This window comes from Scandinavium hiltneri (genome assembly GCF_024764835.1).
GTDB lineage: Bacteria > Pseudomonadota > Gammaproteobacteria > Enterobacterales > Enterobacteriaceae > Scandinavium > Scandinavium hiltneri.
In genome coordinates this window covers 135113-151347 of record NZ_JALIGE010000074.1, presented here as the reverse complement: position 1 = coordinate 151347, position 16235 = coordinate 135113, and the positions used below count along the sequence as shown (strand labels likewise).

The window sequence follows — 16235 nt, the reverse complement described above, 5'->3', positions numbered from 1 at the left end:
GGTACAAGAAAGCCCGAAGGTCTAGCCTGTCGGGCTTTTGTTTTTTATACACTCCATCAATACCTTAAACGCCCCTTCCATCTCTTCTTCGCGCATCGCCGCAAAACCCATTAATAATCCGCGCTGCGTCGCATTGTTCAGGTAATAGCGTGAAAGCGGTCGCACCAGAACCCCCTTTTCATTTGCCGCGTTAGCCAGCGCCACGTCGTCACAATCGACATCGAGTTTCAGCACCAGGTGCAGCCCGGCGTTGTCGTTAAATTCGCTTAATGCCTCTTTGCCGAGATAATCGGTGATAAGCCCCGCCAGCCGCTGACGACGACGGGCGTACAGCAGACGCATCCTACGGATATGCGCGGTGTAATGCCCTTCGCGAATAAACAGCGCCAGCGCTTCCTGGTCGAGCAAACGACCGCTGCGGTAAAGCTCGGCATGCGCGGTGCGCAACGACTGCGCCAACAGACGAGGCAATACGACATAGCCCAGGCGCATCCCCGGCCACATGGTCTTACTAAAGGTACCGATGTAAATCACCGGCGCATCTTCGACCAGCCCCTGTAGCGCCGGAATCGGCTGGCCCGAAAAGCGGAATTCGCTGTCGTAATCGTCTTCGACAATCCAGCTCCCGGTCTGTCGCGCCACTGCCAGCAACCGCTGACGGCGTTCCAGGCTCATCACACAGCCAAGCGGGTACTGGTGAGACGGCGTGACGAAGATCAGACGTGGCGGTGACTCTCCGGGCTCCGGTGGGTTCATGCCGCTGAGATCGACATCGACCGCCTGCAAATTCACCCCGTTCATCTGCAACACGTTGCGAATGCCCCAATAGGCGGGCTCCTCAATCCACGCGCTGTCGCCGGGGTTGCACAGCATACGTGACACCAAATCAATCGCCTGGTGAATGCCTTCGGTTATCAGAATTTGATCCGGTGTGCAGCGCACCGAGCGCGCCACGCGCAGATATTCCATCAACGCCTGTTGCAACGCCTGACTGCCGCCGGATGGGCTGTAGGAAAGCTGCATCGCCTGCGGCTTGCGGCTGACGCGGGTGTGGATTTTACGCAGCAGCGCGTGCGGAAATTCGGTTACGTCGGGCACGCCTGGTAAAAACGCGCCCCACTGGCGAGGGCTGGCGCGGCTGTGTGCTAACAGCGCCTGACCGCGTTCTGAAAAGCTCACGCTTTGTGGCGAACTGGCGTGCTGTTCATCGCTGCCCGCGGCGAACAGCAGCGCATCTGGCACAGTTTTCGCTACAAACGTGCCGCTGCCGGAGCGGGACACGATATAGCCTTCCGCCAGCAGCTGTTCGTACACGGTCAGCACCGTATTGCGCGACATGCGCAGTTGGCTCGCGAGATCGCGTGAAGGCGGCAGGCGACTTTGCGGCGGCAGGCTGCCGTCGAGGATCGACAGCCGCACGGCGTTATACAACTTTTTGTGCAATTTATCGTCAGATTGTTCATCCAGACGCAGTTGCAGGAGATCACACACTAAAGAACGCAATTGGATCCCTCAATTATTCAAAACTGGTACTCGATTATAGGACCGCTCAGAGAGTAAAACACCTGTATTGTTTCAAAGTTGTTAACACTAAACATATTTGATGGGGTAAGGTCGATGAAAAACAATGAACTGAATCAGCGCCGCTTACAGGCGACACCACGCGGGATTGGCGTCATGTGCAGTTTCTATGCTGAGAAGGCTGAAAACGCCACGCTGTGGGATGTAGAAGGCAACGAAGTGATTGATTTTGCAGCGGGTATTGCGGTGCTGAACACCGGCCATCGCCACCCTTCAATCGTCGCGGCGATTGAAAAGCAGCTGCAGGCGTTTACCCACACCGCGTACCAGATTGTCCCTTACGAAAGCTACGTTTCACTGGCCGAGCGCATTAACGAGCGCGTACCGGTGAACGGCCCGGCGAAAACCGCATTCTTCTCGACCGGTGCGGAAGCGGTCGAAAACGCGGTGAAAATCGCCCGCGCTTACACCAAACGCCCTGGCCTGATTACCTTCGGCGGCGGTTTCCACGGCCGTACTTTCATGACCATGGCGCTGACCGGCAAAGTGGCCCCGTACAAAATCGGCTTCGGTCCGTTCCCGGGCTCCGTTTATCACGGTCAGTACCCGAATGAGGCGCACGGTGTCAGCACCGCAGACGCACTGAAAAGCCTCGATCGCATCTTCAAAGCGGATATCGCGCCGGATCAGGTGGCGGCGATTATTCTCGAACCGGTGCAGGGCGAGGGTGGTTTCAACGTCGCGCCGGCCGATTTTATGCAGGGCCTGCGTAAACTGTGCGACACCCACGGTATTCTGCTTATTGCGGATGAAGTCCAGACCGGTTTTGCCCGTACCGGCAAACTGTTTGCGATGGAGCATTACGACGTGAAGCCTGACCTGATGACCATGGCGAAAAGCCTGGCCGGCGGGATGCCGCTCTCTGCGGTGGCCGGCCGTGCCGACGTGATGGATGCACCCGCGCCAGGCGGTCTCGGCGGCACTTACGCCGGTAACCCGTTGGCCGTCGCTGCGGCGCACGCGGTGCTGGATATCATCGACGAAGAGAAGCTCTGTGCCCGTGCGGCCGAGCTGGGGCATCATCTGGTTGAAGTGCTGAACAATGCCAAAGCCAGCTGTCCTCACATCGTGGATGTGCGTGCGCAAGGCTCGATGGTTGCCGTTGAATTTAACGATCCGCAGACCGGCGCGCCGTCACCGGAATTCACCAAACAGGTGCAGGATAAAGCGATGAAAGAAGGCCTGCTGCTGCTGAGCTGTGGCGTCTACGGCAACGTGATTCGTTTTCTTTACCCACTCACCATCCCTGAAGCCCAGTTCCGCAAGGCGCTGGAGATTATTCGACACTCCCTCAGCCACTAATGGCTTGCCGCTCTCCGGAGCGGCTTTTTTTTGTCACGTTTCTGTTACATAACCCTCAAAATTCTCGTTCCAATTGCCAAAAAATCGGGTATGTTTTAGCAGAGTATGCTGCAAAAGCGCGGGCGGCAGACCAAAAATCGATATAAAGCGCTACATAACAATATCACAACAAATACAATCACCATCACAATGGGGAATCTCAGGATGAAAATGAAGGGTAAAGCGTTACTGGCAGGATGTATCGCGCTGGCGATGAGTCACATGGCGATGGCCGACGATATTAAAATTGCGGTCGTGGGAGCAATGTCCGGTCCGGTAGCGCAGTATGGCGATCAGGAGTTCACGGGGGCTGAACAGGCTGTCGCTGACATTAATGCCAAGGGCGGCATCAAAGGCAACAAACTCGAAATCGTAAAATATGACGATGCCTGCGACCCGAAACAGGCCGTGGCCGTGGCGAACAAAGTCGTGAACGATGGCATCAAATACGTTATCGGTCACCTGTGCTCCTCTTCCACTCAGCCAGCGTCTGACATTTACGAAGACGAAGGCATTCTGATGATCACTCCGGCTGCGACGGCGCCTGAGCTGACTGCGCGCGGTTACAATCTGATCCTGCGTACCACCGGTCTGGATTCTGACCAGGGCCCAACCGCCGCGAAATATATCCTCAACACCGTGAAGCCGAAACGCATCGCGATTGTGCATGACAAACAGCAGTACGGTGAAGGTCTGGCGCGTGCCGTGCAGGATTCCCTGAAAAAAGGTAACGCCAACGTGGTGTTCTTTGACGGGATCACCGCCGGAGAGAAAGACTTCTCTACCCTGGTTGCACGTCTGAAGAAAGAGAATATCGACTTCGTTTACTACGGTGGCTACCACCCGGAAATGGGTCAGATCCTTCGCCAGGCGCGTGCCGCTGGTCTGAAAACCCAGTTCATGGGGCCAGAAGGCGTGGCGAACGTGTCACTGTCTAACATTGCCGGTGATTCTGCAGAAGGCCTGCTGGTCACCAAGCCGAAGAACTACGATCAGGTTCCAGCGAACAAACCGGTGGTAGACGCTATCAAGGCGAAGAAACAGGATCCGAGCGGAGCGTTCGTGTGGACGACTTACGCTGCTATCCAGTCACTGACTGCTGGCCTGAACCAGAGCGACGACCCGGCGAAGATTGCTGAATGGCTGAAAGCCAACAGCGTCGACACCGTCATGGGCCCGCTGACCTGGGATAAGAAAGGCGACCTGAAAGGCTTTGAGTTCGGCGTGTTCACCTGGCATGCCAACGGCACCGCGACCGACGCGAAGTAATTTGCAATTATCCTCTCTCTCCAGTGGGAGAGAGAGGATAATGATATTCAGTTTGTCTGAAAAAATCTGATGTGTTCTAACGAAAAATTGCGGTCGTCACTTCTTCACCAACATACGCAAATCCGCGATACATTCCTTCACTGTTAAACGGCAAACAAATATTACCGCTGGCATCGACCGCGATTAATCCACCTTCGCCACCAATGAGCGGTAGCTTTTCCATAATCACTTTAGTACCTGCCTGTTCAAGGGATAAATCAGCATATTCCATCAGGGCACAGAGATCATAGGCAGTGACTTTGCGCATAAACATCTCGCCACTTCCGGTACAGGATACTGCTGCAGTCTGGTTATCCGCATAGGTGCCAGCACCGAGAATTGGACTATCGCCCACTCGGCCAGGCTGCTTATTGGTCATCCCACCTGTCGACGTTGCGGCGGCGAGATTGCCATAGATATCCAGCGCCACCGCACCCACGGTACCAAATTTTTTATCTTCATTGATTGGGGTAGATGTGTGTTGCAAGAGCGAAGCACCGCTGTGATCTAACATCATTCCATCACCGTTTGACTGTTTTACCCGTTGCAGTTGCTGGTGACGGGCCGAGGTGGAAAAATAGTCTGCTGCAACCAGTGGGAGGCCCTGTTGTCTGGCAAAGGTTTCAGCTCCTTCGCCCACAAATAATACATGCTGACTGTGCTCAAGAACGGCACGTGCGGCCTGCACAGGGTGCTGTATGTGGCTGACACAGGAGACGGCGCCCGCACGCAGGTTCCGTCCATCCATAATGGCCGCATCCATTTCATGAGTTTCCGCATGGGTGAACACCGCTCCTTTTCCTGCGTTAAACAGCGGGCAATCCTCTAATAGGGTCACCGCAAGGGTGACAGCATCCAGTGCGCTGGCACCTTCAGCCAACAATTTTTGACTGGCGAGTAAAACACGGCGTAGAGCTATATGGTATTCCTGTTCTTTTTCCGGACTGACAGCATTATGGCTGATGGTTCCAGCACCACCGTGAATAACAATAACAGGTTTATTCATTAGTTAATTCTCTCGACATGGTGGCAGGCAACTTGGGTGCCATTGACAGTGCGCAGTTGAGGCTCTTCACGTTGACAATACTCATCGGCAAAGGGGCAACGTTTATGAAAGGTGCAACCACTGGGTAAATTCAATGGGCTGGGTAACTCTCCGCTAATATTGATTTTTATGCGTCGATCTTCCGGGTAGATACTGGGTGTTGCAGAGAGTAATGCCTTGGTATAAGGATGAAGAGGTTGTGAATAGAGCGTATTTTTGCTGCTGATTTCTACAGCCCTACCCAGATACATCACCATAATATCATTGGCAATATGTTCCACCACTGACAAATTATGTGAGATAAACACGTAACTGGTATTAAATTCTGCCTGTAGATCCATAAATAAATTAAGCACTTGAGCCTGGATAGACACATCCAGTGCTGAGGTAGGTTCATCGGCAATAACAATTTTAGGATTGAGGATCATCGCCCGGGCAATGGCAATACGCTGGCGCTGCCCACCAGAAAACATATGCGGATAACGTTGATAATGTTCTGGCCGTAAGCCGACCTTTTTCATCATCGCCTGTACTTTCTCATCCCGTTCCCGACGATTTAGCGATGTGTTAATACTCAGGGGATCACTGAGTTGGGTGCCGATTTTACTCCTTGGGTTTAACGAGGCGTAAGGATTCTGAAATACCATTTGTACTTTGGTACGCATCACTTTACGCTCAGCCGCCGTCGCATTTGTCACTTCTTTACCATCAATGATCAACGAACCAGCGGTGGGTGTCTCGATCAGAGTTAGTTGCCGCGCCAGAGTGGATTTCCCACAACCTGATTCCCCGACGATGGCCAGAGTTTTGCCTGCTTGTAGGGTAAAACTCACGCCATTTAACGCTTTTACCTGCTGCGTTGGGCGAAATAATCCCTGACCTGCATCATAATAGCGTGTGAGGTCAGTGGCTTGTAATACGTTATCCATAATTACCCCTGAATGCTGAGAGGAAAGTAACACCGTACTGCGCCAGGTTGAGCATGGGTGGTCACGAGGGCTAAGTCAGGCTGTTGCTGGTTACAGCTTTCCTGGCTATAAGGGCATCGCGGCGACAGTAAGCATCCTTTTGGCCGGTCAAATTGACCTGGAACGATCCCGGGCAAAGTAAACAGACGGCTGGCGCCTTTACTGTGTTCAGGTACTGATTTCAGCAACGCTTCAGTATAAGGATGACGTGGGTAGCGAAAAATGGTCGGTACGTCCGCTATTTCAGCGACCTGTCCGGCGTACATTACCACCGCCTTATCTGCCACTTCGGCGACAATCGCCAAATCATGGGTTATCAGTATCAACGCCATACCCTGCTTTTTTTGCAAATTCACCAGCAGTGTCATGATTTGTGCCTGAATAGTGACATCCAGAGCCGTGGTGGGTTCATCCGCGATCAGCAGTTTGGGTTTACAAGCAATCGCCATAGCAATTGCTACTCGCTGACTCATTCCGCCAGATAACTGATGGGGATAAGCCTGTAGTCGTTGCTCAGGATCAGGGATCTCAACCAGCCTCATTAATTCCAGGGCACGCTCACGTAATGCTTTACCCGTTAATCCATGGTGCAGGGTTAGTACTTCCGTAATCTGTCGTTCCACGGTGTAACAAGGGTTCAGCGCTGACATCGGATCCTGGAAGATCATTGCGATATCTTTACCAATGATTTTGCGCCGTTCGCGGGGGGACATTCGTAGCATATCCTGTCCGACGAATTCCATTTTATCCGCCGAAACCCGTCCCTGTTTTTCCAGTAACCCCATCATCGCCATCATAGTAACGGATTTACCTGAACCCGATTCGCCGACAATACCAACAATCTCACCGGGTTCTACCGTCAGGTTGATATTTTCCACGGCACGAAAGGGTCTGTTACGTACACCAAACTCTACTGACAGATTACGTATTTCTAATAAGCTCATAGATGCCTCTTATCCAATCTGTTTCAGTCGTGGATCCAGTGCATCACGCAGACCGTCACCAATCAGATTTATGGAGATGACCGATAACAGAATGGCGACACCGGGCATCGTGACCACCCACCAGGCGCGTTCGATATAGTCGCGTGCAGAAGCTAGCATGGTGCCCCACTCCGGGGTTGGTGGCTGGACACCCAGGCCAAGGAAGCCCAGGGCGGCAATATCCAGAATGGCTGATGAGAAGCTCAGCGTTATATGTACGATCAGTGGGGCCATACAGTTCGGCAGTACGGTTAAAAACATCAGTCGCAGTAGCCCTGCTCCGCCCATGCGGGCTGCGAGCACGTAGTCTCTATTGATTTCCGCCATGACGGTGGCACGTGTCAGCCGAACATAAGCGGGCAGGGAGGAGATAGCGATAGCGATCATGGCATTGAGTAACCCCGGGCCTAATACTGCCATAATGGCGACGGCCAGCAACAGAGTTGGCATGGAGAGCATGATATCCATCAAGCGCATAACGGAAGCGCCAATCAGCCGTGGATAAAAGGCCGATAACAATCCCAGTATAACGCCAGGGATCAGCGCCAGGATCACGGCACAAAAGCCTATAAACAGTGACATTCGTGCGCCATACATCAGGCGTGAAAGAATATCGCGTCCGACTTCATCCGTGCCGAGAAGAAATGTACTGTTGCCTCCGTCTTCCCAGACTGGGGGTTGCATGGCGTAATTACGAAACTGCTCAATCGGATCATGGGGGGCGACCCAGGGAGCCAGAAGTGCTACCAGTATCACTATAACGACAAAAGCAAAAGCGATCAGAGCTCCCCGATTGGCTGAAAAGTTGAGCCAGAATTCGCGTAACGGTGAGGAATATGTCACCCTGGTTTGCGCAATATCAGCGCTTACCACCTCACCAACAGAAGTTGTTATCATTAATGGAATTCCCCTATTTCTGGTGACGGATACGTGGATTAACCACGCCATATAAGATGTCGACGATAAAATTGGTCAGGATAATAAGAGTGGCGATCAACAAAATACCGTTTTGCACTACCTGGTAATCACGGCGACCAATCGCTTCAATTAACCATTTACCAATTCCAGGCCAGGAAAAAATTGTCTCGGTTAGTACCGCGCCTCCCAACAGAGAGCTAACACTTAAGCCGATCATTGTTAGCACCGGAATTAATGCATTACGCAGAGCATGGCCAAAAATAACCCGCCACGGTGACAACCCTTTGGCATAAGCTGTACGGACATAATCCTCACGTAACACTTCCAGCATGGAAGAGCGGGTCATACGTGAAACAATCGCGAGCGGCACTGTACCTAAGACAATAGAGGGTAAAATAAGGTGTTTCACGGCATCCCAGAATGCACCCTGATTAGCGGAAGGATCCTGGTATTGAGCAATCAACGTGTCGATCAACATAAAGCCACTGTAGGGCTGAATATCAAATGACAAATCAATACGCCCCGACACGGGTGTCCAGCCGAGATGTACCGAGAAGAACATAATTAGGATCAGGCTCCACCAGAATATAGGCATTGAAAAGCCAGTCAGCGATAGCCCCATCACCCCATGGTCAAAAATCGAACCACGTTTTACTGCTGCCAGAACCCCCATAGGAATGCCCACAATAATAGCCAGCAGCATAGAGACGGTGGCCAGTTCCAGAGTGGCAGGAAATAGAGTTAAAAACTCCTTCATCACCGACTCTTGTGACGTAAATGAGGTGCCCAAATCACCATGTGCCAGATGAATCAGATAGTTTAAATATTGTTGGGGTAGGGGCAGATCCAGTCCGAGATTTTTTAATGCCGCAGCATGATAAGCGGGATCAAGTCCCCTGGCTCCTGCCATAATTTCCACTGGGTCACCGGGGATGAGATGCACCAACATAAAGGTAAGGATTGTGATACCAATAAATCCAGGGATCAGCAGTAATATACGTTTTAAAATAAAAAGGGACATAGCAGTACCTTTATCTCTTTATCAGGGGAAATCGCATGCGATACAGCTTTATGTCGCTGGCTTAGATAGACTATTTCCCGCCATCTACTGACAATATTTGCCCTGAAATCCATTTGGCATAAGGCGAGGCAAAAAACAGCACCGCATGCGCGATATCTTCCGGAGTGCCTAAGCGGCGTGTCGCTATCTGACTGAGGATCTCTTGCTGGCGGGTTGCGCCAAATTTTTGCCACTGCTGTTCGCTACTGGGATTCGAACGTACAAAACCCGGTGCCACACTGTTTACTGTGATACCAAATTCCCCCAGTTCATGGGCGAGCTGACGTGTCAGACCTATTTGAGCGGCTTTTGCCGAAGCATATGCCTGAATACCTGTCAGGCTGACACCCAGACCTGCACCACTGGAAATATTAATCATCCGCCCGTATCCTGCCCGTTTCATCGTCGGTGCCACAGCCTGTGCAAACCAAAAGGTACTGTCGACATTGACCTGGAACAGTGCATGCCATTGCTGTGGGGTAATGCTCTCCAGAGGATGTCCCTCCTGACCACGGACGCCTCCGGCACAGTTAACCAGCACCGCCACCTCGCCCACTTCCGTAACAAACTGCTGCACCTGATGCGGATCGGCTACATCCACGGTATGTGCTTTCACATTCGGACCACATTCATGCTGTGAAATTGCCAACATGTCGCTGTCAATATCACAGATCCACACGGTGCCTCCCAGGGTGGCAAATGCTTTGGCAATGGCGCGACCAATTCCTTGGGCAGCACCGGTGACGATGATCTGCTGTCCTGAAAAATCAAATTTCATTTCGGCTCCTGGTGGTGAATATTGGCAATACGGGCAAGGTTGTCCCATGAGAGAGGTGTGCCTTGTTCAATGGCGTGAATACCCTCAATAACAGCACAAAGTAAGGGGGTGGCGATGCCGCGTCGTTCAGCTTCTTCGGCGATCACCCCCAGTTGTTGATCGACCTCGGTCTGACGTTTGTACACGGCCAGGTCACGCCATATGCCACTGTGGGTTTTTGCCGAACGTTGATTAAATGCCACCATGGCATCCATTGACATGTTGCTGTTAGTCAACGAAGCATGGCGATGAAAAGCCGGAGGATGGAAGCCATTAAATCCCAGTAGCGGAATACCCGCAGCTTCCGCCACGGCACAGACCTCTTTTCCCAAAGCAATGAGCACCTGGCGATAATCGGCATGGGACAATACAGCGACGATTGATGCATCCGTGAGGGCACTGGCAAATAGCAATGCGCCATAGGCCAGCTTGCCCCATAAGTAACTGAAAATTTGCCTGGTAGATTGTGCATATGGCTCGAAAATCTTCATTAGTTGGCAGATTTCGGCCAGTCGTGGAGTGAGGTCACCGCTCAACTCGCCAACCACCACAGCACCGCGCCCGGCATAGTGGATATGCCCAGGCTCTACAACATCGGCACCAAAATTGATAAAACAGCCAACGGTGCGCGATACACCAATTATTTCAGCGATATAGCGCTCATTAAGACCATTTTGAACAGAAATGACCTCACCTGAATCATCCAGATGAGGGGCCAGTTGATAGCAGGCACGGGCGGTATGGTGCGCTTTCGTACAGAGGAAGATCCGCGGATAAATACCACTCAACTGTTCTGGAAGGCACGCAGTGACGGAGACGCAAAAATTGTCAATCGGCCCGCTGATTGACAAACCATGCTGATTGATTGCCGCCACATGAGCCGGGTTATTATCAACTAGTAACACGTCTATGCCTGCCCGTGCCCAGAAGGCCGCGAGAGTTCCTCCCATGGCACCAGCCCCCCATATCACAGCAGGATGCTGGTTCATTGCCATGGCCCTTCAAGAATGGCGCGGGTCTCTGTGATCGCCACTTGCCACATTGCCATCTCTTCTTCCGGGGAGCGCTGATACCAGCCACCAAAATTACCATCGCCCAGATAAGCACGGGCTTCTGTAGAATTCATGACTGATAAGCGTTGATAGTCTGCTGCTTCCTTACGCTCATCCGGGCATGGCGCATTTTCAAGGCGAGTCCATGGCAGGTTTTCCATCCAACTAGCATGGGAAGATGTAGGATCTACTGAGCGAACTTTGGCGAGGGTTTGGGGCGCATTCCACCAGTTATAGAAGCGCACTTTGATCTCGGGATGGACGAGTGTCCACTCGGCAATCGCGCTGGCGGCTGGCTGATTACCACCGTGGCCGTTCAGCAGAATAATACGTTTAAAACCTGAACGCGCCAGACTATCCAGGATATCGTGGATCACCCGAACATAGGTTTCTACCCGTATATTAATGGTACCGGGATAGGCAGAAAAATAGGGTGTAATGCCAAATGGTAGCGGCGGATAGACCGGGATCCCCAGTGGTTCTGCTGCATCGCAGGCAATTTTTTCAGCAAGGATCATATCTACAGCGAGACTCAGATAAGCATGTTGTTCAACGCTGCCTAACGGCACGATCACCCGATCATCCTTTTTCAGATACTCTTCAAGCTGCATCCAGTTCATTTCACTAATTTTCATGATGTAATCTCTTTCTTATTGATTAACTAAGCTCGGCGAAATACCGCGAAATTTATAGGTTATAGAGCGAGCTAAATTTCTGTTCCAGATAGTCAAGATAAGGGGTCGCATCAAGGTTGCTGCCGGTAACGCGTTTCAGTAACTCACTGGGTAGCCAGGTGCGACCATGTTGCAGAATATTATCTGTAAGCCATTGTTTTAAAGTTTGATAATCAGCAATTGCCAGTGCATTTGTTAGCGTGGGTTGTTGTTGGAGTGCTGCAGCCATAAATTGGGCACTCATTACATTACCGAGCGTGTAAGTAGGGAATGAGCCCATCATCCCTTTTGACCAGTGAATATCCTGCAATACACCGCCGGTATCATCGGTTGGGGTAATGCCTAAATAATGCTGTAGTTTTTCTGCCCACAGAGCGGGTAAGTCACTGACCTGAATAGTGCCGTCAATCAGCCCCATCTCCAGTTCAACACGCAACATAATATGCAGGTCGTAGGTCAGTTCATCTGCTTCAACGCGGATCGGTGTTGGCTCAGAACGATTAATCGCCCGCCAGAACTGTGTAACAGAAATATCATCCAGCACGCCGGGGAATATTGCCTGTAGCTCGGCGTAATGGTTTTTCCAGAAGGGCAGTGAGCGGCCAATACGGTTTTCCCACAGTCGGGACTGGGACTCATGCACGCCATAGCTGGTGCCTGCAACACCATACAAACCGATGAGATCAAGCGTTAATGCACTACCGCTGAGCATTGGGTCGACACTTTGCTCATAGATGGCGTGCCCCGCTTCATGGAGAGAGCCAAACAGCCCGGCATTGATAAATTGCGGATTAAAGCGCGTGGTAATACGCACATCTTCGCGGCTCATGGATATTTCAAATGGATGCGTGGTGGTATCCAGGCGACCGCGTTGAAAATCATAACCAATCTTGTGTGCCAGGGTGCTGGAGAGCTGGCGTTGTTGTTCTGGTGGAAAATTGCGGAACAGAAACGCATTTTCTGGTTTTGGTGCGGTATGTATCCGTTTAATCAGGGGGATCAGACGGCTTTGTAACTGAGAAAATAATTGTTTCAGTACGGGGACGGTTAATCCCGGTTCATACTCATGCATCAGCACTTCATAGGGGTGATTTTTATAGCCGACGGCTTCCGCAAGACGGCGTTTCAGATCGACAATTTTTGTTAAATAGGGCTGAAACAGAGCAAAATCATTATCACTACGGGCTTCACGCCACGCGTGCTCAGCAACGGCAGTCAACTGCGCCAGCTCAGACACTAAACGGGCGGGGATTTTCTGATGCCAGTTAATCGCTTCCTGTATCGCGCGGTGAGAATGGCGCTGGTGCAAGGTTAAATCAGGTTGTTGGCGCTCTTGTGCCAGCGCACTGGCCAGATCATCAGATAACAGCATATTTTGGGCCAGCGTGCTCAGGGTCGCAATTTGTTGTCCGCGCTGCTGTGATGCTGCTGCAGGCATTCCCGTGCTGGCATCCCAGTTTAAGAGGTTAATAACATTCAAGACATCACTCAGGCGGGTAACATGCTCATGCAACGATAGCTGATTCATGATGATCCTTATTAATATATTTGAAAATGCCGAGCCATTGCGATTGATACTATATAAAATAGAAGTTCTCCCGGAGATAACAGTCCTGGAGAACCCACTTATTTACTGTGTAATATCTGCGTCTGCATAGTTATTCAGTGTTAATGGGCTGGCGACAATGCCCGTCACTTTTTTATTTGTAGCCAGGGCATTCAGTGGGTGGAACAGTGGTATCCACGGTAATTCTTCATGGAATATTTCCTGTGCCTGTTTGTAGAGAGCGGTACGTTTTTCTGTGTTCGACTCAATACGGGCATCTTTCAGTAACTGGTCAAAATCTTTCTGGCACCAGCGCGAAAAGTTACCACCATCAGCGAGGCCAGCGCAGGAAAGGTTATTGGATAAGAAGTTATCAGGGTCACCATTATCCGATGACCAGCCTAAAATTACAGCCGTATGCTCACCATTACGGGCGCGGCGTAATAACTCACCCCACTCAATGGTCTTCACCTCAACATTGACGCCAATTTCCTTATAATCGGCCTGTAGCATTTCAGCCGTTAATTTCGGGTTCGGGTTGGCGCCGCTGGTACCAGGGCGGGCCCAGATCTCCATATTAAAGCCATTTGGATATCCAGCCTGTGCCAATAATTTTTTGGCCTGCACGATATCTAAATCAAAAGGTTTAATATCTGCATTGTAACTCCACTGTGATTCCGGGTAAGGGTTAACAGAGGGGGCGGCAGCATCGGCAGTAATCACTTTGACCATATTTTTTCGATCTACTGCCAGTGCCAGTGCCTGACGAACTAATTTATTATCCAGAGGCGGCTTTTGCGTATTAACCTGTAAATATGAACTAGTTAATGCCTGGCCTTTTATTAGATTCAATTTGCTATCATTTTCAATGCTCTTCCAATCCTGTGGATTTGGATAGAGCATAACGTCACACTCTCCTGCCTTCAGTCGTTGCAAACGTACGGAAGCATCGGTGGCAATACTGAATATCAGCTGATCAATTTTTGGCTTGCCGCGGAAATAGGTCTGGTTAGCCTCATAACGGATCATTTGATCTTTTGCGTAACGTTTGAATACGAATGGTCCCGTGCCGACAGGTTTTAGATCCATATCACGTAAATTGTTGCTTTTCTCCAGTTGAGTAGCATATTCACGTGACATAATGGAGGTAAAGCCCATGGCTAAATCAGCCAGGAAAGGGGATTCAGGGTGGTTAAGCTCAATTTTTACCGTACGATCATCAACGGCGGTGACAGATTTTATCAATGATTTAAAATCCATCGCCTGAGCGTAGAACCATCCCTGGGTGGCTGTTTTATACCACCGATTATTTGGATCAATTTGTCGTTGCAAGCTATAAACCACATCTTCTGCATTCATTGGCCGGGTTGGCTTGAACCAGGAGGTAGTATGGAACTGTACATCTTTGTGTAAATGGAAAGTATAGGTTTTACCATCTGCGCTAATGTCCCAACTATCAGCCAGCGCGGGCCTTAATTCTGTGGTGCCGGGTTTAAACTCGACGAGCCGGTTGTACAGCGCTTCCGAGGAGGCATCAGCCGTGGAGTTGGCATGGTACAATGAATAATCAAAGCCATCAGGACTGGCTTCAGTACACACTTTCAATGTTTTAATTGATTCTGCTGCAGTGACTGTACTGGCCATGAATAACAGGCTGACACCCACACTAAGAGTCGTTTTTTTAATCACCATAACTCCTGTTTAACGAATTGAATGGATTCATTGATATTAATGTTGGCACGGAGGGCAGCATTTTTTATATGCTTTTCCATTGCCATTCTGGCCAAACCAGGTTCTGACATTTTTATGGCTAAAAATATTTGTCGATGTTCTTCCAGAATCGGTTCCATATCTTCATAACTTCCGTGTGGCGGAGTTTGACTTAACTCTAATGGTTTACGGATCTGTTTAATTATTTTTTGCAATAATCGGTTGCCGGCAATACGAATGATTTGTGCATGAAAATCCAAATCACACAATTTTACCTGTAATAAATCACCTGATTTTGCAGCAGTATAAGAGTCGTTTAATGATATTTCTAATTGCAAAATATCTTCCAGACGAGCATTACTGGCTGCACTGGCAGCGGCAAACCCTTCAAGTTGCTGGCGCATAACTAATACTTCAGCCAATGAGTATTCATCAAATTGCCAGTGAGTGGTGGCTGGAACAGGTTGTGGGGAGCAAACAAAGACGCCTTTGCCTGGCTGAATGCTAACAACGCCTCGAGATTCCAGATGCGTTAAAGTTTCCCGCAAAGAGGTCCGACTCAATTTAAGCTCTTTCGCCAGTTCATATTGTGAAGGCAGGCGAGTACCGGTTTGCCATTCTCCTTTCGTGATCCGCTGCTCTATTTCCATCATGGCCAGTTGTACGACAGAAACTCTGGTGTTCATGATTCATGCCCTCAGTATGGTCGTACAGGTAAGACATGTTTGATAGGTTTGTAATTTAACGTAGTGTTACTTTAACGAAGTGTCAAACTGCTGCGTCAAATGTTTTTTTATTGTTCTTTTTGTAAAATACAAGGATTTGCAAACCCTGTACTTCACTTTTTATCAGGGCTGAATAGCTGACTCATTGAACCAAAACGTAAATGATCACGATTAATGAGTGCTGTGATATGTGCTTTCCAGTCAGTGATTTTGAGTTTTTCCATTATTACGGAATATTAGAATGTCGTTAGACGCTTTTTGGCGGTACGGGAATGGAGGGGAAATGGCCGCAGCAGGTGCGTTGAAAAATCTGACTGATTTTATGATGCGTTGATCCTGAGTTTTAATCTGGATCGGGCTCAGTCTTGGCGTTTATATTCTTCCGTTTTCGCAATCTTCACGATATATATCTACTGGCAGGCGATCTGCCTGCATTTTATGTCAGCTTATGGGGCCAATGATAAAAACAGAGGGCTCTGAATGAACAGAAAGGTTACACCGCGGGTG

At 50.2% G+C, this 16235-nt stretch carries 14 protein-coding genes; 2 read left to right on the top strand and 12 right to left on the bottom strand.

What is annotated here, in order from left to right:
* Window positions 1–21: 21 nt before the first annotated feature.
* Window positions 22–1503, bottom strand: coding sequence for a MocR-like pyridoxine biosynthesis transcription factor PdxR (gene pdxR / locus MUU47_RS13685; protein WP_258988718.1), 1482 nt, complete (start codon window positions 1501–1503; stop codon window positions 22–24).
* 114 nt (window positions 1504–1617) lie between these two features.
* Between pdxR and MUU47_RS13680 the strand changes: the two genes are divergently transcribed.
* On the top strand, window positions 1618–2883 hold the full coding sequence (locus tag MUU47_RS13680; RefSeq protein ID WP_258988717.1) for a 4-aminobutyrate--2-oxoglutarate transaminase: 1266 nt from the start codon (window positions 1618–1620) through the stop codon (window positions 2881–2883).
* Between the two features lie 204 nt (window positions 2884–3087).
* Complete coding sequence (gene livJ, locus MUU47_RS13675; protein WP_258988716.1) at window positions 3088–4191, top strand: branched chain amino acid ABC transporter substrate-binding protein LivJ; 1104 nt, start codon at window positions 3088–3090, stop codon at window positions 4189–4191.
* Window positions 4192–4267: 76 nt separating this feature from the next.
* Here livJ and MUU47_RS13670 read toward each other — a convergent pair whose 3' ends face one another.
* From MUU47_RS13670 to MUU47_RS13620, 11 genes are all read right to left on the bottom strand, one after another.
* Window positions 4268–5236: an isoaspartyl peptidase/L-asparaginase family protein gene (locus tag MUU47_RS13670; protein ID WP_258988715.1), complete on the bottom strand. Its 969-nt coding sequence runs from the start codon at window positions 5234–5236 to the stop codon at window positions 4268–4270.
* Complete coding sequence (locus MUU47_RS13665; protein ID WP_258988714.1) at window positions 5236–6204, bottom strand: peptide ABC transporter ATP-binding protein; 969 nt, start codon at window positions 6202–6204, stop codon at window positions 5236–5238. Before MUU47_RS13665 ends, MUU47_RS13670 begins: the two co-directional genes overlap by 1 nt.
* A gap of 2 nt (window positions 6205–6206) precedes the next feature.
* Window positions 6207–7187, bottom strand: coding sequence for an ABC transporter ATP-binding protein (locus MUU47_RS13660; protein ID WP_258988713.1), 981 nt, complete (start codon window positions 7185–7187; stop codon window positions 6207–6209).
* A 9-nt stretch (window positions 7188–7196) separates the two neighbouring features.
* Complete coding sequence (locus MUU47_RS13655; RefSeq protein WP_258988711.1) at window positions 7197–8123, bottom strand: ABC transporter permease subunit; 927 nt, start codon at window positions 8121–8123, stop codon at window positions 7197–7199.
* A 13-nt stretch (window positions 8124–8136) separates the two neighbouring features.
* Window positions 8137–9165, bottom strand: a complete 1029-nt coding sequence (locus MUU47_RS13650) for an ABC transporter permease subunit (protein WP_258988710.1) — start codon at window positions 9163–9165, stop codon at window positions 8137–8139.
* Between the two features lie 70 nt (window positions 9166–9235).
* Window positions 9236–9982 carry an SDR family NAD(P)-dependent oxidoreductase gene (locus MUU47_RS13645; RefSeq protein ID WP_258988709.1) on the bottom strand — a complete coding sequence of 249 codons (747 nt, stop codon included), beginning with the start codon at window positions 9980–9982 and terminating at the stop codon, window positions 9236–9238.
* Window positions 9979–11016, bottom strand: coding sequence for a ketopantoate reductase family protein (locus tag MUU47_RS13640; protein ID WP_258988708.1), 1038 nt, complete (start codon window positions 11014–11016; stop codon window positions 9979–9981). Before MUU47_RS13640 ends, MUU47_RS13645 begins: the two co-directional genes overlap by 4 nt.
* Entirely contained in the window at window positions 11007–11708 is a 702-nt protein-coding gene (locus MUU47_RS13635; protein WP_258988706.1) for a creatininase family protein, read from the bottom strand. The genes MUU47_RS13640 and MUU47_RS13635 overlap by 10 nt, the downstream gene beginning before the upstream one ends.
* 52 nt (window positions 11709–11760) lie before the next feature.
* Window positions 11761–13275, bottom strand: coding sequence for a carboxypeptidase M32 (locus tag MUU47_RS13630; RefSeq protein ID WP_258988705.1), 1515 nt, complete (start codon window positions 13273–13275; stop codon window positions 11761–11763).
* A gap of 102 nt (window positions 13276–13377) precedes the next feature.
* On the bottom strand, window positions 13378–14985 hold the full coding sequence (locus MUU47_RS13625; RefSeq protein ID WP_258988704.1) for an ABC transporter substrate-binding protein: 1608 nt from the start codon (window positions 14983–14985) through the stop codon (window positions 13378–13380).
* Window positions 14979–15689: a FadR/GntR family transcriptional regulator gene (locus MUU47_RS13620; protein ID WP_258988703.1), complete on the bottom strand. Its 711-nt coding sequence runs from the start codon at window positions 15687–15689 to the stop codon at window positions 14979–14981. Before MUU47_RS13620 ends, MUU47_RS13625 begins: the two co-directional genes overlap by 7 nt.
* Window positions 15690–16235: the final 546 nt, after the last annotated feature.

What these genes read in the sequence shown, in the direction of transcription:
- MUU47_RS13620 (WP_258988703.1), bottom strand. Translation starts at nt 15,689, where the DNA reads ATGAACACCAGAGTTTCTGTCGTACAACTGGCCATGATGGAAATAGAG.
- MUU47_RS13655 (WP_258988711.1), bottom strand. Translation starts at nt 8,123, where the DNA reads ATGATAACAACTTCTGTTGGTGAGGTGGTAAGCGCTGATATTGCGCAA.
- MUU47_RS13640 (WP_258988708.1), bottom strand. Translation starts at nt 11,016, where the DNA reads ATGGCAATGAACCAGCATCCTGCTGTGATATGGGGGGCTGGTGCCATG.
- MUU47_RS13670 (WP_258988715.1), bottom strand. Translation starts at nt 5,236, where the DNA reads ATGAATAAACCTGTTATTGTTATTCACGGTGGTGCTGGAACCATCAGC.
- MUU47_RS13665 (WP_258988714.1), bottom strand. Translation starts at nt 6,204, where the DNA reads ATGGATAACGTATTACAAGCCACTGACCTCACACGCTATTATGATGCA.
- livJ (WP_258988716.1), top strand. Translation starts at nt 3,088, where the DNA reads ATGAAAATGAAGGGTAAAGCGTTACTGGCAGGATGTATCGCGCTGGCG.
- MUU47_RS13680 (WP_258988717.1), top strand. Translation starts at nt 1,618, where the DNA reads ATGAAAAACAATGAACTGAATCAGCGCCGCTTACAGGCGACACCACGC.
- MUU47_RS13625 (WP_258988704.1), bottom strand. Translation starts at nt 14,985, where the DNA reads ATGGTGATTAAAAAAACGACTCTTAGTGTGGGTGTCAGCCTGTTATTC.
- MUU47_RS13645 (WP_258988709.1), bottom strand. Translation starts at nt 9,982, where the DNA reads ATGAAATTTGATTTTTCAGGACAGCAGATCATCGTCACCGGTGCTGCC.
- MUU47_RS13630 (WP_258988705.1), bottom strand. Translation starts at nt 13,275, where the DNA reads ATGAATCAGCTATCGTTGCATGAGCATGTTACCCGCCTGAGTGATGTC.
- MUU47_RS13660 (WP_258988713.1), bottom strand. Translation starts at nt 7,187, where the DNA reads ATGAGCTTATTAGAAATACGTAATCTGTCAGTAGAGTTTGGTGTACGT.
- MUU47_RS13650 (WP_258988710.1), bottom strand. Translation starts at nt 9,165, where the DNA reads ATGTCCCTTTTTATTTTAAAACGTATATTACTGCTGATCCCTGGATTT.
- MUU47_RS13635 (WP_258988706.1), bottom strand. Translation starts at nt 11,708, where the DNA reads ATGAAAATTAGTGAAATGAACTGGATGCAGCTTGAAGAGTATCTGAAA.